Annotated in this window: 22 protein-coding genes; 9 read left to right on the top strand and 13 right to left on the bottom strand. The window is 67.3% G+C overall.

Annotated elements, in window-relative coordinates:
* Positions 1-56 precede the first annotated feature (56 nt).
* The 5 genes from U1839_RS20800 (at position 57) to U1839_RS20780 (ending at position 2,132) form a co-directional block, all read left to right on the top strand.
* The gene (locus U1839_RS20800; protein WP_332805489.1) at positions 57-638 is read left to right on the top strand and encodes a DUF1579 domain-containing protein; all 582 of its coding nucleotides are present in this window, start codon (positions 57-59) and stop codon (positions 636-638) included.
* 97 nt (positions 639-735) lie between these two features.
* Positions 736-1,059: an ArsR/SmtB family transcription factor gene (locus U1839_RS20795; protein ID WP_332805488.1), complete on the top strand. Its 324-nt coding sequence runs from the start codon at positions 736-738 to the stop codon at positions 1,057-1,059.
* Positions 1,056-1,466 (top strand): SRPBCC family protein, encoded by a 411-nt coding sequence (locus U1839_RS20790; protein WP_332805487.1) that lies wholly within the window; start codon positions 1,056-1,058, stop codon positions 1,464-1,466. The genes U1839_RS20795 and U1839_RS20790 overlap by 4 nt, the downstream gene beginning before the upstream one ends.
* Before the next feature lie 40 nt (positions 1,467-1,506).
* A complete protein-coding gene (locus tag U1839_RS20785) occupies positions 1,507-1,734 on the top strand; it encodes a hypothetical protein (RefSeq protein ID WP_332805486.1) in 228 nt (75 codons plus the stop codon).
* A 5-nt stretch (positions 1,735-1,739) separates the two neighbouring features.
* Entirely contained in the window at positions 1,740-2,132 is a 393-nt protein-coding gene (locus U1839_RS20780) for a DUF1801 domain-containing protein (protein WP_332805526.1), read from the top strand.
* Between the two features lie 16 nt (positions 2,133-2,148).
* On the opposite strand, the gene U1839_RS20775 is transcribed toward U1839_RS20780, so the two are convergent.
* The 6 genes from U1839_RS20775 to U1839_RS20750 all read right to left on the bottom strand — a co-directional run bounded on the left by U1839_RS20775 (position 2,149) and on the right by U1839_RS20750 (position 6,375).
* Positions 2,149-2,769, bottom strand: coding sequence for a MarC family protein (locus U1839_RS20775; protein ID WP_332805485.1), 621 nt, complete (start codon positions 2,767-2,769; stop codon positions 2,149-2,151).
* Between the two features lie 40 nt (positions 2,770-2,809).
* Positions 2,810-3,412: a hypothetical protein gene (locus U1839_RS20770; RefSeq protein WP_332805484.1), complete on the bottom strand. Its 603-nt coding sequence runs from the start codon at positions 3,410-3,412 to the stop codon at positions 2,810-2,812.
* Positions 3,409-4,284 (bottom strand): bifunctional methylenetetrahydrofolate dehydrogenase/methenyltetrahydrofolate cyclohydrolase FolD, encoded by an 876-nt coding sequence (folD, locus tag U1839_RS20765; RefSeq protein WP_332805483.1) that lies wholly within the window; start codon positions 4,282-4,284, stop codon positions 3,409-3,411. Before folD ends, U1839_RS20770 begins: the two co-directional genes overlap by 4 nt.
* Positions 4,285-4,291: 7 nt before the next feature.
* Positions 4,292-4,588 (bottom strand): YggT family protein, encoded by a 297-nt coding sequence (locus U1839_RS20760; RefSeq protein WP_503653551.1) that lies wholly within the window; start codon positions 4,586-4,588, stop codon positions 4,292-4,294.
* A gap of 82 nt (positions 4,589-4,670) precedes the next feature.
* Positions 4,671-5,570: an acetylglutamate kinase gene (argB, locus tag U1839_RS20755; RefSeq protein WP_281129576.1), complete on the bottom strand. Its 900-nt coding sequence runs from the start codon at positions 5,568-5,570 to the stop codon at positions 4,671-4,673.
* A 118-nt stretch (positions 5,571-5,688) separates the two neighbouring features.
* Positions 5,689-6,375 carry a queuosine precursor transporter gene (locus tag U1839_RS20750; protein ID WP_332805481.1) on the bottom strand — a complete coding sequence of 229 codons (687 nt, stop codon included), beginning with the start codon at positions 6,373-6,375 and terminating at the stop codon, positions 5,689-5,691.
* A 357-nt stretch (positions 6,376-6,732) separates the two neighbouring features.
* Here U1839_RS20750 and U1839_RS20745 point away from each other — a divergent pair, with 357 nt between their 5' ends.
* Both U1839_RS20745 and U1839_RS20740 read left to right on the top strand, forming a co-directional pair.
* A complete protein-coding gene (locus tag U1839_RS20745) occupies positions 6,733-7,974 on the top strand; it encodes a NupC/NupG family nucleoside CNT transporter (protein ID WP_332805480.1) in 1,242 nt (413 codons plus the stop codon).
* Between the two features lie 29 nt (positions 7,975-8,003).
* Complete coding sequence (locus tag U1839_RS20740; protein ID WP_332805479.1) at positions 8,004-9,221, top strand: M20 metallopeptidase family protein; 1,218 nt, start codon at positions 8,004-8,006, stop codon at positions 9,219-9,221.
* A gap of 125 nt (positions 9,222-9,346) precedes the next feature.
* Here U1839_RS20740 and U1839_RS20735 read toward each other — a convergent pair whose 3' ends face one another.
* From U1839_RS20735 to U1839_RS20725, 3 genes are all read right to left on the bottom strand, one after another.
* Positions 9,347-10,516 carry a serine hydrolase gene (locus U1839_RS20735; protein WP_332805478.1) on the bottom strand — a complete coding sequence of 390 codons (1,170 nt, stop codon included), beginning with the start codon at positions 10,514-10,516 and terminating at the stop codon, positions 9,347-9,349.
* 85 nt (positions 10,517-10,601) lie between these two features.
* Positions 10,602-12,191 carry an L-aspartate oxidase gene (nadB, locus tag U1839_RS20730; RefSeq protein WP_332805477.1) on the bottom strand — a complete coding sequence of 530 codons (1,590 nt, stop codon included), beginning with the start codon at positions 12,189-12,191 and terminating at the stop codon, positions 10,602-10,604.
* Positions 12,192-12,308: 117 nt separating this feature from the next.
* Entirely contained in the window at positions 12,309-13,232 is a 924-nt protein-coding gene (locus U1839_RS20725) for an ABC transporter ATP-binding protein (protein WP_332805476.1), read from the bottom strand.
* A 445-nt stretch (positions 13,233-13,677) separates the two neighbouring features.
* Here U1839_RS20725 and U1839_RS20720 point away from each other — a divergent pair, with 445 nt between their 5' ends.
* Positions 13,678-14,385, top strand: coding sequence for a hypothetical protein (locus tag U1839_RS20720; protein ID WP_332805475.1), 708 nt, complete (start codon positions 13,678-13,680; stop codon positions 14,383-14,385).
* Between the two features lie 33 nt (positions 14,386-14,418).
* Here U1839_RS20720 and U1839_RS20715 read toward each other — a convergent pair whose 3' ends face one another.
* The 4 genes from U1839_RS20715 to U1839_RS20700 form a co-directional block, all read right to left on the bottom strand.
* Positions 14,419-16,311: a glycoside hydrolase family 2 protein gene (locus tag U1839_RS20715; RefSeq protein WP_332805474.1), complete on the bottom strand. Its 1,893-nt coding sequence runs from the start codon at positions 16,309-16,311 to the stop codon at positions 14,419-14,421.
* Positions 16,312-16,377: 66 nt separating this feature from the next.
* Positions 16,378-17,544 (bottom strand): mannonate dehydratase, encoded by a 1,167-nt coding sequence (uxuA, locus tag U1839_RS20710; RefSeq protein ID WP_332805473.1) that lies wholly within the window; start codon positions 17,542-17,544, stop codon positions 16,378-16,380.
* 67 nt (positions 17,545-17,611) lie between these two features.
* Complete coding sequence (locus U1839_RS20705; protein WP_332805472.1) at positions 17,612-18,922, bottom strand: alpha/beta hydrolase family protein; 1,311 nt, start codon at positions 18,920-18,922, stop codon at positions 17,612-17,614.
* 59 nt (positions 18,923-18,981) lie between these two features.
* A complete protein-coding gene (locus tag U1839_RS20700; RefSeq protein ID WP_332805471.1) occupies positions 18,982-21,255 on the bottom strand; it encodes a TonB-dependent receptor in 2,274 nt (757 codons plus the stop codon).
* Between the two features lie 164 nt (positions 21,256-21,419).
* Between U1839_RS20700 and U1839_RS20695 the strand changes: the two genes are divergently transcribed.
* A complete protein-coding gene (locus tag U1839_RS20695; protein WP_332805470.1) occupies positions 21,420-22,223 on the top strand; it encodes a FadR/GntR family transcriptional regulator in 804 nt (267 codons plus the stop codon).
* Positions 22,224-22,530 lie beyond the last annotated feature (307 nt).

The following is a 22,530-nucleotide window of genomic DNA, read 5'->3' as shown; positions in this document are numbered from 1 at the left end:
GCGGCACAGGCTGCCACCGCGACCGCCGCCACGCAACCAGTCGGAAAGGTCAAGTCATGTCGCTCTTTCATACACTGCTGCCCGCATTGATGATCGGGGCGATGGTCGCACCCGGCGGCGCCGCGCCGGCAGCGGCGCAATCGGCCGATCCCGCCTTGTTGCAGGCCGAGCGTGAGGCAATGACCCGGCTTGCCTGGATGGACGGCAGCTGGCGCGGCGAGGCGGTGACCACTGCCCCGGACGGCCCGCATCGCGTCACGCAGACCGAACGCATCGGGCCGTTGCTCGGCGGGACGATCAAGCTGATCGAGGGCAAGGCGTTGCGGGCCGATGGCAGCACCGGTTTCAACGCGTTCGGCGTGGTGTCGTACGATTCGGCCGGCAAACGTTACACGCTGCACAGCTATGCACAGGGCCATGCCGGGGATTTCGTGCTGACACCGACCGCGACGGGTTATGTCTGGGAAATCCCGCTGGGCGCGGTGACGATCCGCTACACCGCGACGCTGAAGGACGGCGTGTGGAACGAAGTCGGCGACCGGGTGACAGCGAACCAGCCGCCGCAACGCTTCTTCGAAATGAACCTCAAACGGCTCGGCGACAGCGCGTGGCCCGGCGAGGGCGCGCAGGCCCGCTGACATGCTCATTGCCCGGTAAAGCAGGGCGCGCCGCGTTGACAATCTCATAACTCGCTGGTTATGGCATTGACCGATAGCCAGCGAGTTATGTATTCCTATGCCCGACAGCCACGAACTGCTGTTCAAGACGCTCGCCGATCCGACGCGCCGCGCGCTTTACGAGCGCTTGTGCCGCGACGGCGAGCAGACCGTGGGGGCGCTGACCGCGCTGGCCGGGGTCTCGCAGCCCGCGGTGTCCAAGCATCTCGGCATACTCAAACAGGCCGGGCTGGTCGGCGATCGCCATGCCGGCCGCCAGACGCATTACCGCGCGCGGGCCGGCGCGCTCGCCCCGCTGATCGACTGGACCAGCCGGATGAGCGGATTCTGGGAGAGCCGGATCGACGAGCTCGAAGACCTGTTGGGGAGGACGGACCAATGAGCGATGTCACGACCGAAACGCGCACCGTCGTGGTCGAGCGCGAGATCGGACATCCACCGGAAAAGGTGTGGCGCGCGCTGACCCAGCAGCAGCTGATCGCGGAGTGGCTGATGCAGAACGACTTCGCGCTCGCGGTCGGCCATCGCTTCACGCTGCGCGCCGACTGGGGCGTGGTCGATTGCGAAGTCGAGGCGATCGAGCCCAACCGGATGCTGGCCTATAGCTGGGCGGCACAAGGCCTTGAAAGCGTCGTCACCTGGACGCTCACGCCATCGGCGACGGGGACGCGCTTGCGCATCGAGCAGGTTGGTTTCCGGCCCGACCAGCAACGCGCCTATCACGGCGCGCGGACCGGCTGGCCGCGCTTCCTCGCGGCACTCGAAACCGTGCTGGCGCAGATCGACTGATCCCGGGCCCGCTCCGCTTCATCATCATGAGGAGGTCGTCTTGAATATCACCCAAGGGATCAGGCAGGCGCATCGCTGGCTGTCGATCGCCTTCACGCTCGCCGTGATGGCCAATTTCATCGCCATGGCGCTGGGCGAGCCGCCACGCCTTTTGGTCTACGCGCCGTTGCCCCCGCTCTTCCTGCTGCTGTTCAGCGGGCTGTATATGTTCGTCCTGCCCTATGCGATGAAGGCGCGCAGCGGGCGGCGCGTGGCGACACGGGCGTGACCGCGATGGGTGCGGCCGAGTCCGCCGACGGCAAATCGCCGTCGCAACGGATCGACGAAAAGATCGCCGCGCTGGGCGACTGGCGCGGCGCGCTGCTCCCCCGGCTTCGCGCCATCATCCACCGCGCCGAGCCCGAGATCGTCGAGGAATGGAAGTGGCGCGGTGTGCCGGTCTGGTATCGCCACGGCATGGTCGTCACCGGCGAAACCTACAAGGCAGTGGTCAAGATGACCTTCGCCAAGGGCGCCGCGCTCGACGACCCGAGCGGCCTGTTCAATGCCAGCCTCGACGGCAATATGCGGCGCGCGATCGATTTCCATCAGGGCGCGGAGATCGACGAGGCGGCGCTGACCGCGCTGATCCGCGCGGCGGTGGCGCTCAACGCATCGCGCGGCTGATCACGCCGCGGCGCCGTCACCCGAGGCTGATGCGGATCCCGTCGATCACGAACTGCACCGCCAACGCCGCGAGCAGCACCCCGAGCAGGCGGGTGATCACCGCCTCGATCTTGGCGCCGAGCACGCGCATGATCGGCCCCGCCGCGAGCAGCGCGGCGAGCGTCAGCAACAGGATCGAGGCGAGCGCGGCGAGCACCACCGCGACACTTTCGATGCCGTGGTTGCGGCTCATCATCAGCATCACGCTGGCGATCGAGCCGGGGCCGGCGATCATCGGCATCGCCATCGGGAAGATCGACACATCCTCGACCTCGGGCGTCGCGGCGATCTTGGCGGCGCGGTCCTCGCGGCGCTCGGTGCGCTTCTCGAACACCATTTCGAGCGCGATCAGGAACAGCATGATCCCGCCGGCGATGCGGAAGCTCGCCAGGCTGATGCCGAGCGCGCGGAGCAGCGTTTCGCCGAAGCCGGCAAAGGCGAACAGGATGAGCGAGGCGACGAACACCGCGCGGATCGCCATCGCGCGGCGATGCGCCGGCGTCGCGCCGGCCGACAGGCCGGCATAGATCGGCGCACAGCCCGGCGGATCGATCACCACGAAGAAGGTGATCAGCGAGGAGATATAAAGTTCGAACATCAGCGTGCGGCGGGTGTTGGCGCGGCGATGCGGTCGGCGATCACACTGCGCATGCGGCGCCCGTCCCACAACCAGACGTCGAAGCTTCGCGCGCCGTCGGGCGCGACATGCCAGCGCCATGCCAGCGCCATGCCAGCGTGCGATCCTCCGACATGCCCTCGCCGGTCTCACCGGCGGCATAGCGCACCGCGGCGACCGTCGTCGGCGTGCCGCGGCAGGCGGCGCGGTGCAGGCGCGGGCCATCGCCCGCCGCGCGCGGCGTGGTCAGCGCGTCGCCGCCATCGACCAGCCACTTCCAGCCGCCATCGGCCTGGCGTACCCAGAGCGTGCTGAAATAACCGACGCTCTTCTCTGCCGGGCGCAGCCACGGCCCGGTATTGGCGGCGAAGCTGCGGTCGCACGCGACATAGCTGTCGGCCGCCCACCACATCACCGCCACCGGCGGGTCGCGGCGATCCTTGAGGAACGCCTGGGTCCTGACCGGCTGCGGCACGAACATCGTCGCGTCCTCGGCGGCATAGCGGCGAAAGGCGGTCCATTGCCCATCGGTCTGTGCCGCGCGCGCGAAGTCGCGCTCGGCGTCCGCCGCGCTGGGCGCCGCCGCCACAGGCGCGGCCGCCAGCAGCAGCAGCGGCAACATCACAGCGAGTCGCTGTCGAACGCCACGCCCTCGCGGCGATGCGCGGACACCAAAGTATTGCGCAGCAGCACGGCGATGGTCATCGGCCCGACGCCGCCCGGCACCGGGGTGATCGCGCCCGCGACGCTCGCCGCGCCGGCGAAATCGACATCGCCGACCAGCCCGTCCTCGGTCCGGTTGATGCCGACATCGATGACGGTCGCGCCGGGCTTGATCCATTCGCCGCGGATCATCGCCGGGCGGCCGACCGCGGCGACGACGATGTCGGCGCGGCGCACCACGCTCGACAGATCATGCGTGCGCGAATGCGCGACGGTGACGGTGCAGCTCTCCCTGATGAGCAATTGCGCCATCGGCTTGCCGACGATGTTCGAGCGCCCGACCACAACCGCGTCGAGCCCCGACAGATCGCCGAGCACATCCTTCAGCAGCATCACGCAGCCAAGCGGCGTGCACGGCACGAACCCCTCGAGCCCCGTCGCCAGCCGCCCGGCATTGACCGGATGGAAACCGTCGACATCCTTGTCGGGGTCGATGCGGGTGATCACCACCTGCTCGTCGATATGCCCCGGCAGCGGCAGCTGGACGAGGATGCCGTCGACCGCCGGATCGCCGTTGAGCGTGTCGACCAGGTCGAGCAGCACATCCTGCGGCGTGTCGGCGGGCAGGCGATATTCGAAGCTCGCCATGCCCGCGGCGAGCGTCGCCTTGTGCTTGGAGCGGACATAGACCGCCGAAGCGGGGTCTTCGCCGACCAGCACGACCGCCAGCCCCGGCATGCGGCCAGCGGCGGCGCGGAAGAGTTCGACCTGGGCGGCGATGCGGTCGCGCAGGTCGGCGGCGAACGCCTTGCCGTCGATGATGCGTGCGGTCATGCCGGCCTCACAGGATCGAGCCGCCATGGGCGACCGATTGCAGATAGGGCAGGATGATCGTGCCGGTGATCATGATCAGGACCAGCGCGACGAACGGCGACAGGTCGAGCGGGCCGAAATCGGGCAGGATGCGCCGGATCGGGCGCTCGATCGGGTCGACGATCTTCTGCAACGTCTGGAAGATAACGCGCACGGTCTCGTTCCACGTGTTGATCACGTTGAACGAGATCAAAGTGGCGAGGATCGCGTGGAGGAACACCGCCCACCACATGAGGTCCAGCAACACCCCGAGAATTCGAAACACGACGTCGATCAAGGCATTCCTCCGCTTGTCAGCACTCCGCCGGTCGATACAGCAAAGCCGGCGACGGCAATAGCCGCTCCGCTCACCGCCGGATCAACGTGCCGGCGCCGCGCTTGGTGAACACCTCGAGCAGCATGGCGTGCGGCACGCGCCCATCGAGGATGACTGCCGCATCGACCCCGGCCTCGACCGCCGCGACGCAGGTTTCGATCTTGGGGATCATCCCTCCGGTGATCGTGCCGTCGGCGCGCAGGCTCGCAACGCCGGCAGGGTCGAGATCGGTCATCAGCGCGCCGGCCTTGTCGAGCACGCCGACCACATCGGTCAGCATGAACAGGCGCGACGCGCCGAGCGCGGCGGCGATCGCCCCGGCCATGGTATCGGCATTGATGTTGTAGGTGTGGCCATCGTCGCCGATCGCGATCGGCGCGACCACCGGGATGATCCCGGCGTCGGACAGCGTGTCGATGATCCGCCGGTCGACCCCGACCGGCTCGCCGACAAAGCCGAGATCGACATGGCGCTCGATGCCCTGCAGCCGGTCGGGCGTATCGCGCCCGACCTTGGCGGCGCGGACGAAGCCGCCATCCTTGCCCGAAATGCCGACCGCGCGCCCGCCGGCCTGGCCGATCCAGCCGACGATTTCCTTGTTGATCGATCCCGCGAGAACCATCTCGGCGATCTTGGCGGTCTCGGCATCGGTCACGCGGAGGCCGTTGACGAAGCTCGATTCGACCCCGAGCCGCTTGAGCATCGCGCCGATCTGCGGCCCGCCGCCATGGACGACGACCGGGTTGATGCCGACCGCCTTCATCAGCACGACATCCTCGGCGAAATCGCGCGCCGCCTCGGGATCGCCCATCGCATGCCCGCCATATTTCACGACGAAGGTCGCGCCGGCATAACGCTGCATATAGGGCAGCGCCTCGACCAGCGTTTCGGCCTTGGCGAGCAGGGCGGGATCGGGGGCGTAATCGGTCATGATGCGCGCGGCCTTAGGGTTCTATCCCCCCTGCCGCAATGGTCGTGATTTTCCGTAGCCAGACGAACGCGCAAGGGGGATCTCCGCCCAACGCCGCTACCCCAATCTGTGCCGGCGCTCAGCCGGCGGCGTTGGTGCCGTCCAGCCGGCGGCCGATCGCGACCATCAGATAGATCAGCGGCGGGACCAGCAGCGCCGACAGCACGACCTTGACGATCATCTGCCCGACCAGGATCTCGCGGATCGGGAAGACACCGTAAAAGGCGATGCTGACGAACAGCAATGTGTCGACGATCTGGCTGAGGATGCTGGCAGCGCCGGCGCGCAGCCACAACATCGACTGGCCCTCGCGCCCTTTCAGGAAGGAGAATACCGTCACGTTGAGCGTCTGCGAGATGCCGTAGGAAATGATCCCGGCGATCCAGATGCGCGGCGTCGCGCCCATCATCAGCGCAAAGGCGTCGCGCCGCACCGGATCCATGTCGCTCGCCGCCGGGATGGTCAGCACGACCAGCGACAGCAGGATCGAGATGATCAGCGGCACGAAGCCGAAGCGCACCAGCGTGTTGGCGGTCTTCGCCCCGTGAAGCTCGGCGATCGCGCTCGACGTGATGACCAGCAACAGGAACGCGAAGATCCCCGCCTCGATCGCCAGCGGGCCGAGACCGAACAGCGGCCCGATCGCCGATAGCGGCCCGAGCGCGACCTGCTTGTTGCCGAGCACGCCGGCGATACACACCATGCCGCCATAGAAGATCGAGAAAGCGAAGAGCGAGCGCGGGATCGCGGGCGAGGTCTGGTTCATAGGCGCCGTTGCTAGCGCAGAACGCGCCGCCGTCAAAACTTGCGCTGTGATGTGGCCCTGTAACCATTCTCCGTCATGCCGGACTTGTGCCGGCATCCACCGCTCCGCAAATTCCATGGGTCGTGATCATGCGGCGTGGTGGTGTTCGGGCGAGCTTGTGTTCCCCGAACACAAGCTTGGCGTGCCGGGGGCAAGCCAAAGCTCGAACACGGAACACGTCCGGGGTGTCGGCTTGTAGACCGCACGTCCGCCGCCGAAAGCGAACGCCGTCGAAACACTAGCCCAATGCGATTGGCCCTGTATGGTGGCGCACATGACCGGCCGATGGCCGGACCAGGTAATTGGGGCGGACAAGCGTTGGTAAATCGACTTCTGATCGGCATCGCGGGCATCGCGGTCATTCTCGGCATCGCGGTCCTGCTGTCGAACAACCGCCGCGCGATCCGCCTGCGCGTCGTCGGCGCGGCCTTCGCGCTGCAGGCCGGGATCGCCTTTCTCGTGCTCTACGTGCCGGCCGGCAAGAATGTGATCGCTGCCATGGCGCTCGGCGTCACGAGCTTGCTCGGCTATGCCCATGCCGGCATCAAATTCATCTTCGGGAATCTGGCCGATCCCGCGATGGGCGGCAACAGCTTCGCGCTCGCCGCGCTGCCGGTGATCATCTTCTTCGCCTCGGTGATCTCGATCCTCTATTACCTGCGCATCATGCAGTTCATCGTGCGCTGGATCGGCGGTGGCATCCAGTTCGTCACCGGCATCTCCAAGGTCGAATCGCTCGGCGCGGCGGCGAACATCTTCGTCGGGCAGAGCGAGGCGCCGTTGGTCATCCGCCCCTATCTCGCCGAACTGACCCCGTCGCAGATCTTCTGCGTCATGACCGTCGGCATGGCCGGCGTCGCGGGCACGATCCTCGCCGCCTATGCCTCGATGCTCGGCCCGCAGCTGCTGCCTTATCTCCTCGCCGCGAGCTTCATGTCGGCGCCGGGCGGCATCCTGATGGCCAAGCTGATCATGCCCGACGACCCCGCCGATGTCGGCAAGGAGCCGGCGGTCGAAGGCGACATCCCGTTCGGCGAGGAGCGCCCGGCCAACATCATCATGGCCGCGGCCGAGGGTGCGCAGACCGGCGTCAAGCTGGCGGTCGCGGTCGGCGCGATGGTGCTGGCGTTCGTCGCGCTCGTCGCGCTGGCGAATGGCATCCTTGGCGGCATCGGCGGGCTGTTCGGCTATCCCGACCTGACCTTCCAGGCGATTATCGGCTACGCCTTTGCGCCGGTGATGGTGCTGCTCAACGTGCCGTGGAGCGAGGCGACCACGGCCGGCGGGCTGTTCGGCACCAAGGTGGTGATCAACGAGTTCGTCGCGTTCAGCTATCTCAGCAGCGCCAAGGCGGCGTTGTCGGCGCATACCATCGCGGTGGTGACCTTCGCATTGTGCGGCTTCGCCAACTTCTCGTCGATCGCGATCCAGATGGCGGTGACCGGCGGGCTCGCCCCCAACCAGCGCCCGACCATCGCCCGGCTCGGGCTGCGCGCGCTGGCGGCGGGCAGCCTCGCCAATTTGATGTCGGCGGCGCTGGCGGGGCTTTTGATCGTCTGACGCGTTTTGCGTCGGCAAGGAGTGAGATGATGGACAGCGTGATGGACGCCGGGACCGACTGGGGCGCCGCCGCCGAGGCCGAACTCGACGATGTCGTGGAACTCCGACGCGCGATCCATGCCGACCCCGAGATCGGGCTGCACTGCGACCGCACCACCGCCAAGCTGCGCGCCGCGATCGCCGGGCTGCCGCTCGAGATCCATACCAGCAAGACGACCAGCGGCTTCGTCGCGATCCTGCGCGGCGGCCGCGACAATGGCCGCACCGTGCTGCTGCGCGGTGACATGGACGCGCTGCCGATGCAGGAGGAGACCGGCCTGCCCTTCGCCTCCAGGGTTGCCGGCGCGATGCACGCCTGCGGGCATGACGCGCACTCGGCAATGCTGGTCGGCGCGGCGCGGGCGCTGTGCGCGCGGCGCGACAGCCTGCCCGGCACGGTCGTCTTCATGTTCCAGCCCGGCGAGGAAGGTTACCACGGCGCGCGCTACATGATCGAAGACGGGCTGCTCGACATCGCCAAGCCCGAGGCGGCGTTCGCGCTGCACATCTCGCCCAATGCGCCGGCCGGGACCTTCGTCAGCCGTCCCGGGCCGCTGCTCGCCTCGACCGACACGCTCTACGCGACGATCCGCGGGCGCGGCGGCCATGCCGCGATGCCGCACGATACGCTCGACCCGATCCCGGTGGCGTGCGAGATCGTCACCGCGCTGCAGACCTTCCTCGCGCGTCGCGTGCCGGTGAGCGACCCGGCGGTGCTGACCATCGCCCAGATCAACGCCGGCTCGGCGCACAACATCGTGCCGCAGTCGTGCGAGATGACCGGCACGCTGCGCACGCTGTCTGAGCGCACGCGCGAGCTGATGCGCGACGCCTTCAAGCGCATCGTCGAGAACATCGCCGCGGCGCACGGGCTGGTCGGCGAGGTGCGGCTCGAGAGCGGCTATCCCGTGACGATGAACGACCCGCGCGCGCATGACCTGATGCGCGGCCAGGCGGTGGCGCTGGGCGGTGACGCGGCATGGCAGATGATGCCCGCGCCGATGATGGGCGCCGAGGACTTCGCCTATGTGCTGCGCGACGTGCCCGGCGCGATGGCCTTCATCGGCGTCGCCGAAACCGGCAGCGACCCCCACACCAACCCGCCGCTGCACAATACCCGCATGACGATCGACGAGGCGACGATGGCGCGTGGCGTTGCGCTGCACTGCGCGATCGCGGCCAAGTTCCTCGAGGACGGCTTCGACTGACCCTTACTCAGCCCCTCCCCTTCAGGGGAGGGGTTGGGGGTGGGGCCTTGCCACGAAGTCCGACCTTCCGCTTGGGGCACTGCCCCACCCCAACCCCTCCCCTGAAGGGGAGGGGCTTGAGAAGATTATGCCGCGCGGTGGTTGGCCACCACGGCTTCGACCACGGCCTGCATCAGCGCCTGGCGCTCGGGGATTGGGCGCGGGGTGTCGCCGATCATCACCGCGATCGAATAGGCCTTGCCGTCGGGCGCGATGAGGAAGCCGACATCGTTGTAGCCGGCGGTGCGCCCGCCGAGATCCTGGCCGGTGCCGGTCTTGTGCCCGAATGTCCAGCCCGGCGGGACCGCGCCGCGCAGCCGCTGGCGGCCGGTGTGCGACAGTTCCATCGTGCCCATGAGATATTGCGTCGAGCTCGGCGTGAGCAGCTTGCCGTCCTTGAGCCGGGCGAGCGCGCCGGCGATCGCCAGCGGCGCGGCGCCGTCGGGCGGATCGGCGACATAGCGCTCGAACGCCTCGAGCCGCGCCGACGGCGTGAGCCTCGCGCGGGCGCGGGTGAAGGCATTGCCGAACGCGAACTCCGGCTTCCAGGCGAGGCCGGCGGTCTGGCTCTGCAAGAGGCGCTCGCCGGGGCCGAAACGGATGTCGCCGAGCCCCTTGCGGACGATGAAGTCGCGCACCGCCGACGGCCCGCCGACATAACGCAGCAGGCGATCGTTGCAGGTGTTGTCGCTCATCGTCAGCGCGCGCTGGAGCAGGTCACCGACGGTGGTGTGATAGCCATCGGCCTTGATCAGCGCGGCGACCGGCTGATGGAACAGCGTCATATCCTCACGCGTCAGCGTGATCGGATCGTCGAGCTTCAATCGGCCGGCGTCGCGGAAATCGAGCACGGTCATCGCGACCCACAGCTTCGACACGCTCTGCTGGGGCATGCGCTGGTTGCCCTGGCTGTCGACGCTCCAGCCCTGGTCGATGCTGCGCACGGCGATGCCGACGCGGCCGTTGAACGACTTGCCGAGCGTGGTGATGCTGGCGACGAGTGGTTGCGGCGCGGTCGGCACGGGTCGCACGACCGGCGGCGGCGGGACGGCGATGACGAGCTTGTAGGCGGGCGGCGGCGGCGCGGCCGCGACATGAACGCGCGTGTCATGCCCGCAGGCGCACAGCGCGCTGGTCAGGGCAAGGACCGCGACCGGCCGGGATAGTCTGATCGGAATGATAGGTTGCACCACCGCTATTGTCCCCACGTCCCCTATGACATGATAGGCGAACAGGTCGGATGAGAAATAGCGCATTGCGCCTGCTGCGGTGAATCGCTCCCGAAGCGGGACGAAATGCGGCAGAGATGCATCTGATTAACCATGATTTTTGCGGCCGCCGCTAGGGCACGAGGACGGTATCGACCGCTTCGGGCAGCGTGGCGGGGTAATCGAGCGTGTAGTGCAGGCCGCGCGATTCGTGGCGATGGAGCGCGGAACGGACGATCAGATCGGCGGTCTGCAGCAGGTTGCGCAGCTCGATCAGGTCGGGCGTGACGCGGAAATGGCCGTAATAATCCTCGATCTCGGCGGTGAGCAGCTTGATGCGGTGCTGCGCGCGTTCGAGCCGCTTGGTGGTGCGGACGATGCCGACATAGTTCCACATGAAGCGGCGGATTTCGGTCCAGTTCTGCTTGATGACGACCTCTTCGTCGGAATCGGTCACGCGGCTCTCGTCCCAGCCATGGATCGGCGGGACGGGCGGGAAGCTGTCCCAGCGCGCGGCGATGTCGCGCGCGCAGGCCTCGCCGAACACGAAGCATTCGAGCAGCGAGTTGGACGCGAGCCGGTTGGCGCCGTGCAAGCCGGACTGGGTGCACTCGCCCGCCGCATAGAGCCCGGGCAGATCGGTGCGACCGTCGCGATCGATGACGATGCCGCCACAGGTATAATGCTGCGCCGGGACGACCGGGATCGGCTCCTTCGTCATGTCGATGCCGAGGCCGAGCAGCTTTTCGTAGATGTTGGGGAAATGTTCGCGGACGAACTCGGGCGGCTGGTGGCTGATGTCGAGATGGACGTAATCGAGCCCGAAACGCTTGATCTCATGGTCGATCGCGCGCGCCACGACGTCGCGCGGGGCGAGCTCGGCGCGCGGATCGATGTCGGGCATGAAGCGGTGGCCGGTGTCGGGGTTCTTGAGCTGCCCGCCCTCGCCGCGCACGGCTTCCGTGATCAGGAAGTTCTTGACGTCGAGATTGTAGAGGCAGGTCGGGTGGAACTGCATGAACTCCATGTTCGACACGCGGCAGCCGGCGCGCCACGCCATGGCGATGCCGTCGCCGGTCGCGCCGCGCGGTGCGGTCGAGAAGAGATAGGTCCGCCCCGCCCCGCCGGTGGCGAGGATCGTCGCGCGCGCGGTGTAGAGCCCGACCCGGCCGGTGGTGCGATCGACGGCATAGACACCCCAGACATTGCCGGCGCCCGAATAGCGCGCCTCATGGCGTGAGGTGGCGAGGTCGATCGCGACCTGATCGGGCACCAGCGTGATGTTGGGGTGTGCCTCGGCCGCCTTTTGCAACGCCTCCTGCACCGCCCAGCCGGTCGCGTCAGCGACATGGACGATGCGGCGATGCGAATGGCCGCCCTCGCGCGTCAAATGGAGCGCGCTGTCCGCAGCGTCGCTTTCGGTCGCGAAGGGCACGCCGAGTTCCTGCAACCGCGCAATCGCCGCCGGCGCGCGCTCGACGACGAACTCGACCGTCGCGCGGTCGTTGAGCCCGGCGCCGGCGATCATCGTGTCCTCGATATGGCTCTCGAAGGTGTCGCCGGGTTCGAGCACCGCGGCGATGCCACCCTGCGCCCAGGCGGTCGACCCCTCGTTCATCGCGCCCTTGGCGAGCACGGTGACGGTGAAGCGATCGGCGAGGTTGAGCGCCGCGGTGAGGCCGGCGGCGCCGGAGCCGATAATGAGGATGTCGGAGGTCTTCATGCCTCCCCTCCCGCTTGCGGGAGGGGTCGGGGGAGGGGAATCCCGCGAGCCTGGTCCGTGGGGCACTGCCCTCCCCCAGCCCCTCCCGCAAGCGGGAGGGGAGCAGCAAGGGCCACGTTACGCATTGGCCGCCCGCGTCAGGTTGAGGAAAACATCTTCGAGATCGGGTTCCTTGGTCGAGACCTCGACGATGCCGAAGCCGCCGGCCTGCACCGCCGCCAGCACCTGGCCGGCATTGGCCTCATCCTTGCGATAGGTGATTTCGAGCACGCGCTCGCCCTTCAGCGCGATCTTCTGGAAGCAGCCATTGGCGGGCAAGGTGGCGACGTCGCGGTCGACGGTGACCTCGACGAGCTTCTCCTGCGCCATGCCGACCAGCTCGCGCGTCGGCTTGTTGGCGATGACGGTGCCGTGGTTGATGATGGCGATGCGATCGCACAATTGCTCGGCCTCTTCGAGATAATGCGTCGTCAGCACCACCGTGACGCCCTGTTCGTTGAGGCTGCGGACATAGGCCCAGAGTTGCTGGCGCAGCTCGATGTCGACGCCGGCGGTGGGCTCGTCGAGCACCAGCACCGGCGGCGTGTGGACCATCGCCTTGGCGACCATCAGCCGGCGCTTCATGCCGCCCGACAGCGTGCGGGCATAGGCATTGGCCTTGTCCTCGAGATGCACCGCGCGCAGCAGCTCCATCGTGCGACGCTTCGCCTTGGGCACCCCGTAGAGCCCGGCCTGGATCTCCAGCGTTTCGAACGGCGTGAAGAAGGGATCGAACAGGATCTCCTGGTTGACGATGCCGATCGACGCCTTGGCGTTGCGCGGATGCGCGTCGATGTCGAAGCCCCAGATTGTCGCGTTGCCGCTGGTCTTGTTGACCAGCCCGGCGAGGATGTTGATCAGCGTCGACTTGCCCGCGCCGTTCGGCCCGAGCAGCCCGAAGACGGAGCCGCGCGGCACCTCGAAACTGACATTGTCGAGCGCGCGCTTGCCGCCCGCATAGGTTTTGCACAGCTGGTCGATGGCGATGGCGGCTTCGGTCATGCCCGGCGTGTAGGCGGGTGGGCGGGCAAGCTCAATCCTTGGGTGCGGGCGATGTTGGTGACGTGCGGGCGGCGCCGATGCGTGGGAATTCCCTGCCGCAGGGGCGCCGGCAGGGAATTTCGTACATATTTTGCCGGCGGTGGCAGGGAATTTGCGGGAAGCGATGTTGGAGGCTCCGCCCTGGATGGCCGGGGGCGCATTATCGTTGCCAGGCTTCCGGTATGAACGGTGTCGCGCATCGTCTTCCCATCGCGCTGATTGGCGCGGATGTGAATCGGCGTGTCGCGCTGGCGAGGAATGGAGGATCGCGACGAGACACCGCAGATCGGTCATTCGGCCCCGGCGCGCCATCGCCCGTCAGCAAGGGTAGGTGCATGCAAAGAAATTTTTCGCCCAAGGCGTCGCCGACTGGCCTGCACGGCGGCTGCGTGCGAAGAGCTGGGGCATGACGGCAGCGCTGAAGGCGATCCACACCCACGCATGGGACTTTTGGCTCGCGCGACTGTCGGTCGTCGTGATCGCCTGCCTGCAACTGCTGATGATCAACGACCTGACCTTCGGCCCGCGCTGGCTGGCGCCGGGGCTGGAGGTGGCGCTGCTGTTGCCGCTGTCGGTCGCCACCGCCTGGACGCAGATCACGGCGCGCGAAGCGCGGACGGATGCGCATTGGCGGCTGGTCGCCCGCGCGCGCTACGCGATCCGCCTGCTCGCGCTGACGATGACCGCGCTGATCACGCTGATCAATTTCGAGGCGCTGATCGAGCTGGTGCATGCGTTGCTCAACGGCAATGCCTCCAAGGTCGGCCAGACACTGCTGCTCGACGCGCTCAACATCTGGGCGACCAACGTCATCATCTTCGCGCTGTGGTTCTGGACGCTCGATCGCGGCGGGCCGGCATCGCACGGCGTGATCGACAGTTGCAAATGCGACTTCCTGTTTCCGCACATGACGATGAACACCGCGGAAGCGGCGACCTGGAAGCCGGGCTTTATCGACTATCTCTATCTCGCCTTCACCAACGCCACCGCCTTCTCACCGACCGATACCCTGCCCTTGTCGCGCCGCGCCAAGCTGATGATGATGTTCGAATCCGCCGTATCGCTGCTGACGATCGCGCTGGTCGCGGCACGGGCGGTCAATATCCTGGCATAGCATCGCGCGCCGGCGCCCGCCCCCATCGACCGCTCAACGCCCCGCCGTCGTTTCCTTTCCCGCATAATAGCCCGCGAGCACATCGAAGGCGAGTTTGTGCTGGCCGGTCTCGGAGATCAGCCCCTTGCGGTTCCAGCCCTGCTGGAAATCGGGGTTCTGCCGGCGCGGCGAGCGGAAATCCTTGAGGATCCAGGGCGACATGCCGCGCAGCGTCGGCAGCCGGTCGACCATCGCCAGCGTCGCGCGGTAGAAATCGGCCTGATATTCCTCGGAGAATTTCTGCGGCCCCGTTAGGTCGTGGAAGCCGGCCTTGGCGTCGGCGCCGAATTCCGAGAAGATCAGCGGCTTGCCGGCGGGCACCTGCCAGGTGAAGCTTGCCAGGTCGGCGAGCCGGTCGGGCGAGTACCAGCCATTATAGGTGTTGATCGAAACCACATCGAGCGCGTCGGCGAGCGGATCGGCCATCGTCATGACCGGGCCGTTGCTGCCTTGCGACCGCTCGACCAGCAACGCAGCGCTGACCAGCCGCGTGTCGTCGAGCGCGCGCACGTCGCTGACCAGGGTACGCAGGAAGGTGTTGCGCGCATCGTTGACCGGGGTCTCGTTGGCGACGCTCCAGATCGCGATCGAGGCGCGGTTGCGGTCGCGCAATATGTTCTCCGCGACCATGTTGCGCGCGGTCGCCAGCGTGCCGGGATTGTCCCAGGCGACGAGCCAGTAGACCGGCACCTCGCTCCACACGATGACGCCCATCTCGTCGGCCATCCGCGTCATCGTGTCGCTGTGCGGATAATGCGACAGGCGAACATAATTGCCGTGCAGCCCGTCCCGGATCTCGCCGAGCAAGGCGCGCGCCGCCGCCGGGGTCATCGCGCGGGTCGGGTCGCTGCCCAGTTCCTCCTCGTGCAGCGACATGCCGCGCAGGAAGATCGGCCTGCCGTTGAGCAGGATATCGGCGCCGCGCACCGCGATGGTGCGGAAGCCGATGCGATCGCGCCAATGGTCCTCGCCGGCGTCAATCGTGACGTCGTAGAGCCTGGGCTGTTCGGGCGACCAGCGGACCAGCGCGCGAGGGGCGGTCAGCGTGGTGCGCCAGTCGCCCTTGGCGTCGGTCGTCCCGGCAAGGTCGATGCCGAGCGCGGCGATGTGCAGGCGCACCGCGGCATTGGCGGCGCGCGGCCCGTCGAGATGCGCATCGACCGCGAGCCGGCCGTCACGCGTCAGACGCACCCAGGCGTCGTCGACATAGGTGTCGGGCGTGGCGATCAGCCGCACCGGGCGGGTGATGCCGCCATAATTTTCCCAGTCGGTCACCGTCGGCGGGACGGTGGTGGCGGTGGCCTTTGAATCGACGCCGACGGTGATCTGGTTGGCGCCGGCGCGCAGCAGCTTGGTCACCTCGAAGGAGAAGGGCGTGAAACCACCTTCATGCCGCCCGACCGGCCGGCCGTTGAGATAGACGACGGTGGCGTAATTGGCCGCGCCGAAGCGCAGGAAATAACGTCCGCTGCGCGTCGCGGGCACGGGGAAGTCGCGCTGATACCACATCAGGCCCTGATAGTGGCGCAGCTCGGGCGCCTCGGTCAGCCAGGACGAGGGCAAGGTGGTGACCGGTGAATGCGCGAGGTCGAACTCGAACAGCACGCGGTTGTCGGCCGCCATCGCCTGGCGGGCATCGACCTCGCGGTAGCGCCGCTGGCCCGGGTCGGGCTCCTCGCCGTGGAACCCCGCCAGCCCGGACCGGTAGGGGTCGATCGAATAATGCCACGGGCCCGAGAGATCGACGCCGCTGCGCATGTCGCCCGAAACGAGCAAGGGGCTGGTCTTTGCCGTGGCCAGCGGCAGGCTGGAAGGCGCGGTTTGCGCGAGCGCGGGCGCGGCCGCGAGCATCGCCAGGGCCATGGCCCGCCGGATCAGCCTGATCATCCGCATTTTCCTTCTCCGCCGTTGCTGCAAGTTTTTCGTTATCGTTGGTTTCGGTCGTTCCGCCCGTTAGCCCGCCCTGTGCGCGATGCCGCGTTCGAGCCCGCGCAGCTCCGACAGCCCGCGCATCCGGCCGATCAGCGGATAACCCGGGTTGGTCCGCCGGGTGAGGTCGTCGAGGATCTGGTGGCCATGGTCGGGGCGCATCGGCAGCGCGCGACCGGTGCGGCGCTGCAGCGCGTGGATCGCCGCCATGATCGCCACCATCCCGGCATCGCCTTCGAGATGCGCCGCCTCATGAAAGGCGCCGTTCGGCTCGCGCTGGACCGAGCGCAGATGCAGAAAGCCGATCCGGTCGCCGAGCCGATCGACCATGCCGGGCAGATCATTGTCGGCGCGCACCCCGAACGAGCCGGCGCAGAAACACAGCCCGTTGGCGCGGCTCGGCACCGCCGCGAAGAGATGCGCCACGTCCTGCTCGGTGCTGACGACGCGCGGCAGGCCGAACAGCGCAAAGGGCGGATCGTCGGGATGGACGACGAGCTGGATGCCCACCGCCTCGGCGACGGGGCATACCGCTTCCAAGAAGGCGACATGGTTGGCGCGCAGCCGGTCGGCGTCGATCTCGGCATAGCTACCGATCGCGGCGAGGAATTCTTCAGTGGTGAAGCTTTCCTCGCTGCCCGGCAGGCCGGCGATGATGGTGCGCGCGAGTTGGTCGCGCGCGGCGTCGTCCATCGCGTGGAAGCGCCGCGTCGCGCTCTCGACCATGTCGGGCGTGTAATCGGCCGCGGCACCGGGGCGGCGCAGGATGTGCAGGTCATAGGCGGCGACCGCCTCGAGCTCGAAGCGTAACGCCAGCGCGCCGTCGGGCAGTTCCCATGCCAGGTCGGTGCGGGTCCAGTCGAGCAGCGGCATGAAATTATAGGTCACGACGGTGATGCCGCAGGCGGCGAGGTTTCGCAGGCTCTGGCAATAATGCTCGATCAGCCGGTCCCATTCGCCACCGCGTGTCTTGATCCCCTCATGCACCGGCAGGCTCTCGACCACCGTCCAGCCGAGCCCGGCGGCGGCGATCATCGCCTTGCGCGCGGCGATCGCCGGTTGCGGCCAGACCGCGCCATTGGCCAGCTCGTGCAGCGCGGTCACCACCTCGGACGCGCCGGCCTGGCGGATGTCGCGCAATGACACGGGGTCGTCGGGGCCGAACCAGCGCATCGTCTGCGTCATGAACATGCCGCTACTTACTCCTTGGGCGGTGTGCCGATACATCCGGCGCCGCTGATGTGTTGATGGTGCGCACCTATTGCGCCGCGCGATATTCGAACGACATGCCCGACGCCTTGTTGGGCTGGAACCCCTTCCACAGGGTGGCGGCGGGCGGACCCGGGCTGTAGCCGGCATAGCGACCGGGCGGCGCGCCGGGCCAGCTGCCGTCATTGGCGTTGACGACCAGCCCGTCGATATAGCTGGCCTTGCCCGCCTCGCCCTTGACGTAACGATCGAGGAACGCGGTGATGAAATGCGTCTCGATCGCCAGCAACCGGTCCTTGCGCCACACCGCGTCCTCGAACCAGTCCTTGTCCCAGAAGGACCCGCGCATCGCCGGCGGCGCGCCGATCAGGCCGATGCTGTGCCCCGCTTCGCGGAAGGTCAGCAGGTAGCGCGGCGCATGGACCGCTTCGGCGAACAGCGTGCGGACGCCGGGATCATAGCCGACGGTGTGATCCTGGCTGCCGACGATGAACAGGGTCGGCGCGCGGATCGCGGCGACGCCGGGCGTGGCCCATAATGCGACACCGCGCACCGCGCGCGCCGGCGAGATCGCGACGACGGCCTTGATGCCGGCGACGACGAGCTCGCCCGCCTTCGGCCCGTCCGCGACATAGGGTGCGAGCACCCCGCGCGTTGCAGCGGCGAGGCCCGGATCGAGCGGCGCGCCCGCCGCGGTCAGCACGCCGTATCCGCCCATCGAATAGCCAATCAGCGCGGTGCGATCGGCATCGGCGCCGGCGAACACACCCTCACCGGCACGCGCGCGGCGCTGCGCCTCGGCGGCAACGAAGGCGATGTCGAGCGGCCGGCGCGCCAGCGGCCCGGCCGCCGCCGCCGCGGTGCGAATGGTGATCGACGGATCGCGAAACGCCGGGGTGACGACGACATAACCCTTGCTGGCGAGATTCTCGCCGAGCCACGACAGCACTTCAGGCGTGTTGCTGTAACCATGCGCGAGGATGACGAGCGGGAAGCGCCCCGCCGCCGCGCGCGCGCCCGCCGACGCGACGCCGGGAACGGTGAACGCAACGTCGCGACCGTCCGCGCCCGGCAGCGCCGTGCGGTACGTCGTGCCACGGCCGGGCACGGCGGCGGGGTACCAGATGGTGAGCGGTATGCGACGGTCGACCGTTACGGGTCGCTCGACGCCCTGCAACGGATCGGCCTGGCCGGGCTGGACGATCGCGATGGCCGTGACACCGACCGGATAATTGCCGAGCGCGGCAAGTTCGGGCGCATCGACGCCGGGGCGCGCCACCGCTTCCTGTGCCAGCGCACCCGCCGCCGGCAGCAGTGCCGCAGCGGACGCCATCGCCAGCGGCAGTGCAAAACGAAACATCACATGGCTCCCGATTCGGTGTGCGGCGGCGGCGGGGGCGTCGCGCGCCCCCGCGAGCATCAGAATTTCACGCCGAGACGCACACCGCCATACCGGCGGAAGTCACGCGGCAACAGCGCCTGGGTGGCAATGTTGCTGCCGAAATTGCCCGCGCTGTTGACCAGCGATGGGTAATATTGCTTGTCGAACAGGTTGTTGACGAAGGCGACCACCTCCCAGCGATGGTCGGCGTCGCGCACGCCGAGGCCGACATTGACGATGCCATAGCTTGGCTGGAAGGTCTGCGGGTCCTCCGCGACATAATAGACGTCGCTTTGATGTTGCCAGTTGGCCTGCACCACGCCGCGCAGATTGCCGCCGAGCGATGGCGAATAGTCGGCCGAGACCGAGAATTTCCATTTCGGCGCCTGGACGGCGCGCGCGCCGGTCAGGTTCTGGCGCGTCGGCGAGCCGGTGCAGCCCAGCGCAGCGGTCTGCAACGGATAGCATTGCGCGACATCGAACGAGGTATATTTCGCATCGAGATAGGTGACCGAGGCGTTGAGGTTGAGATCGTCGCCGAGCCGTGCCGAGCTTTCGAGCTCGACGCCCTGGGTGTTCAACCCGCCGACATTGGTCAGACGAAAATTGGTCGTCCCGTCAGCCAGCGTTTCGATCGTTTGCGCCTGCAAATTGGTATAATCGGTGTTGAAATAGGTCAGATTGAAGGTCAGGTGCCGGTCGAGGAACTGGAGACGCGCGCCGATCTCGCGGTCGCGCGACCGCTCAGGCTTGATCGGGCCGGCATTGGCGCGGTTGGTGTTGAAGCCGGTGGTGAGATCGTAGGTCTGCCCCTTGTACCCGGTCGAATAGGTCGCAAACAGCATGATGTCGCGGGTCGGCTCATAACGCAGGCTGAGGCGATAGGTGCCCGCCGTATCCTCGGCGCTGCCCGCGAAGGAAGTCGGATTGGGGGCGACGGCGAGATTGTCCTTGAAGGTATAGGACACCCGCTCGTTCTGCACGCGGCCACCGCCGGTGAAGGTCACCTTGGGGACGAATTCCCAGTCGATCTGCGCGAAGCCGGCGAGCTGGCGCGATTGCGCCGTGGCATACCAGTTGGCGAGCGAGAAGGCCGGGCCGCGCAGGAACGGGCGCTCGAAATTGACCTTCGCGTAATAGGCGCCGAGCGTATAGCGGAACGGCTGGTCGCTGGGCGACAGCAGCCGGACTTCCTGCGTGAACAGCCGCGAGTGGAATTCACCAACCTGGATGTTGCTGCCGACCGCAGCGGTCGACGAGGTGTCGTCATGGTCGAGAAAGTCGTACAGGCGGAACTTGTCGTACGAGGTGATCGACACAAGCGTCAGGTCGCCAAGGCCGATTTCGCCGCGCAGCGAGCCGCCCCAGCCCCAATAGCGCGTGCGCGACGGATAATTGTTGCTGACATTCTGATTCTGCTCGCTGACCGTGACGCCGGGCAACACCACCGCCGGCGTGAGGCCCGCGGTATTGCGCAGCAGCGCATTCGCCCCGAAGCGAATGAACGGGCGCCCGACGGTGCTGTTGCCGTTGAGATAATTGCCCGCCAGGGTGAAAGTCACGTTCGATGCCGGCGTCCAGCGAAGCTTGCCGCGCGTGTTGAACGACTCATGGCCGTTGACCTTCTGGCCGTTGACCAGGTTGCGGACATTGCCGTCCCATTTCGAATAGCTCGCCGAAAGCGCATAGCCGAGATCCGAACTGATCGGCCCGGAGACGCTGAAATTGCCGCCATATTCGCTGTCGGTGGTGGCGAGCGCATTGGCGCTGAAATGGAAATCCTTGGTCGGGTTACGCGTGATGATGTTGATCAGGCCGGCCGACGCCGCCTTGCCGTACAGCGTGCTCTGCGGGCCGCGCAGGACCTCGATGTGATCGACGTCGGGCAGATCGGTGAAGGCGCGCGCCTGGAATGCCAGCGGCACCTCGTCGACCAACACCGCGACGCTGGGCTCGACCCCGATGCCGAAGGCGAAGGTGCCGACACCGCGCAGCGAGACGTTGGCGTTGACCGGATGCTCGGCCGGGCGGATCGTGATCGACGGCGCGATGCGGCCGAGATCGTCGAACTGCCGAACGCCGGCCGCCTGGAGCTGGGTGGGCGACAGCACCGAAACGGCGAGCGGCACGTCCTGGACGTTTTCCGAGCGCTTCTGTGCGGTAACGACGACATCGCCGGGCAAGGCCGAATCGGGCGCGGCGGCGTTGGCCTGACCAGCCGGTGCGGCATTTTGCGCGAAGGCGGGTGCGGCGATGATTGCCAGCGCTGCGGCAAGCGCACCCCGGCTAACGATAAGCTGACAGCGAGCCATGCAAGTCTCTCCCCTCAATGTCACGCACGGGTTCTGGCGCCCGCGCAGTGATAGCTGGCTAGCAAATGGTCAGACCAAAGGCAAGACCAGCCGGCGCATTGGCCTTACACATAAGTAAACACCGAAGGTTGCCCGCGGCCGTGGGTGCTGGTAATTGCGGCAATATGGCAAAAGCGCGATTGATCAGGCCAATTTCCGTTCCCGCGACGGCCGACGCGGTGCCCGACCCGCGCAAGCTCTACCAGCAGGTCGCGGCGGCCGTGGCCGAGGCGATCCGCCGCGGCGACTATGTGCCGGGCCAGCGCATCCCGTCGGAACGCGAGCTTGCCGACCTCCACAAGGTCAGCCGGCCGACGATCCGCGAGGCGATGATTGCGCTCGAAGTCGTCGGCGTGGTGCGGTCGCGCCACGGCTCGGGCATCTTCGTCGTCGACAACCCGCAGCTCGACGCGCCGACGATCGGCCTCGACATCGGCGCCTTCGAGCTGACCGAGGCGCGCCGCCTGTTCGAGGCCGAGGCAGCGGCGCTGGCGGCGGTGTCGATCGACGACGCCGAGATCGCTGCGCTCGAAGCGCTGATCGTCGACATGGAGCGCGAGAATGACGAGCATGTCAGCGGCGAACATGCCGACCGCGAGTTCCACATGACGATCGCGCGCGCGACGCGCAATTCGGCGGTGGTCGACGTGATCGAATCGCTGTGGGAGGCGCGCAACCGCTCGCCGCTGTGCCAGCATATGCTCGCCCGCGCGCGCGCCGTTGGCGTCGTGCCGCGGATCGACGAACATCAGACGATCCTTGCGGCACTGCGCGAGCGCAACCCCAAGGCGGCGCGCAAGGCGATGCGCGACCATCTCGGCCGGGTGATCGACGGGCTGCTGGTCGCGACCGAGAGCGACACGCTGGAGCGCGCCCGCGCCGAGGTCGAGGCGAAACGCAGCGACCTGGCGCGCCGCGTCGCGGTGTGACCGGCGGCAAGGTTATCGGCCAAGTCGACCTATTGCACCGCCCCTCTGCTCACTTCCCCGGCGCAGGCCGGGGCCCAGTTGGGATGACGGATTTGATGCGCGCTCAACGTCGCAGCGTCGCCCAGCAGGGTATTTCGGGGACACAATACTAAATTCAGTCGAGCGCTAGCATGCGGCGACCGATCGCGAAGAATTTAGTATTGTGTTGTCTAATTGATTTTACATACATTTGATTTTCCTTGGTAATTCTGACCTTGGTCTATGGTTGTCTTCGTGGTCATGGACGAGCGTTGGCGCTGTGATGTCC

Source organism: Parasphingomonas halimpatiens (assembly GCF_036663795.1).
Lineage (GTDB): Bacteria > Pseudomonadota > Alphaproteobacteria > Sphingomonadales > Sphingomonadaceae > Sphingomonas.
Note: the sequence above shows the minus strand (reverse complement) of the source record. Positions and strands in the feature narration are given on the sequence as shown.